General features: G+C 45.1%; 1 protein-coding gene. It reads left to right on the top strand.

The window, feature by feature from the left end; all coding sequences use genetic code 11:
* Positions 1–1,185 (top strand): elongation factor Tu, encoded by a 1,185-nt coding sequence (gene tuf / locus A7968_RS22760; RefSeq protein WP_064668786.1) that lies wholly within the window; start codon positions 1–3, stop codon positions 1,183–1,185.
* The last annotated feature ends 57 nt before the right edge of the window (positions 1,186–1,242 follow it).

Genomic DNA, 1,242 nt, shown 5'->3' with positions numbered 1-1,242 from the left:
ATGGCAAAAGCAAAGTTTGAACGCGTAAAACCGCACGTAAACGTAGGTACAATCGGCCACGTTGACCACGGTAAAACAACCCTAACTGCAGCAATCACTAACGTACTTGCAAAAGTATACGGCGGTGTTGCTAAAGATTTCGCATCAATCGATAACGCTCCAGAAGAGCGCGAGCGTGGTATCACAATCTCAACTTCACACGTTGAGTACGATACACCAACTCGTCACTACGCACACGTAGATTGTCCTGGACACGCCGATTATGTTAAAAACATGATCACTGGTGCTGCTCAAATGGACGGCGCTATCCTAGTTGTTGCTGCGACTGACGGCCCTATGCCACAAACGCGTGAGCACATCCTTCTTTCTCGTCAAGTTGGCGTTCCTTACATCGTTGTGTTCATGAACAAATGTGACATGGTTGATGACGAAGAGCTACTTGAACTAGTAGAAATGGAAGTTCGTGAACTTCTTTCTGAGTACGACTTCCCAGGTGATGACTTACCACTAATCGCTGGTTCTGCGCTTAAAGCGTTAGAAGGCGAGAAAGAGTGGGAAGACAAGATCATTGAACTTGCAGACGCACTTGATTCATACATCCCAGAGCCAGAGCGTGACATCGATAAGCCATTCATCATGCCTATCGAAGACGTTTTCTCAATCCAAGGTCGTGGTACAGTTGTAACTGGTCGTGTTGAAGCTGGTATCATCAACGTGAATGACGAAGTAGAAATCGTTGGTATCCGTGATACAACTAAATCTACTTGTACTGGTGTTGAAATGTTCCGTAAGCTACTAGACGAAGGTCGTGCTGGTGAGAACATTGGTGCACTTTTACGTGGTACTAAGCGTGAAGATGTTGAACGTGGTCAAGTACTAGCTAAGCCTGGTTCAATCAAGCCACACACTACATTCACTTCAGAAGTATACGTACTTTCGAAAGATGAAGGTGGTCGTCACACTCCATTCTTCAAAGGTTACCGTCCACAGTTCTACTTCCGTACAACTGACGTAACTGGTGACGTACAGTTACCAGAAGGCGTAGAAATGGTAATGCCTGGTGATAACGTTAAGATGACAGTAACTCTAATCGCGCCAATCGCGATGGACGAAGGTCTTCGTTTCGCTATCCGTGAAGGTGGCCGTACTGTAGGTGCTGGTGTAGTAGCAACTATCGTAGAGTAATAATTAACTTTTAAGTTAATTGTTAGAAAAAGGTCACTTCGGTGGCCTTTTTTAATG

Source organism: Pseudoalteromonas prydzensis, assembly GCF_001661495.1.
Taxonomy (GTDB): domain Bacteria; phylum Pseudomonadota; class Gammaproteobacteria; order Enterobacterales; family Alteromonadaceae; genus Pseudoalteromonas; species Pseudoalteromonas prydzensis.
This window is presented reverse-complemented; position numbering and strand designations above follow the sequence as displayed.

What these genes read in the sequence shown, in the direction of transcription:
- tuf (WP_064668786.1), top strand. Translation starts at nt 1, where the DNA reads ATGGCAAAAGCAAAGTTTGAACGCGTAAAACCGCACGTAAACGTAGGT.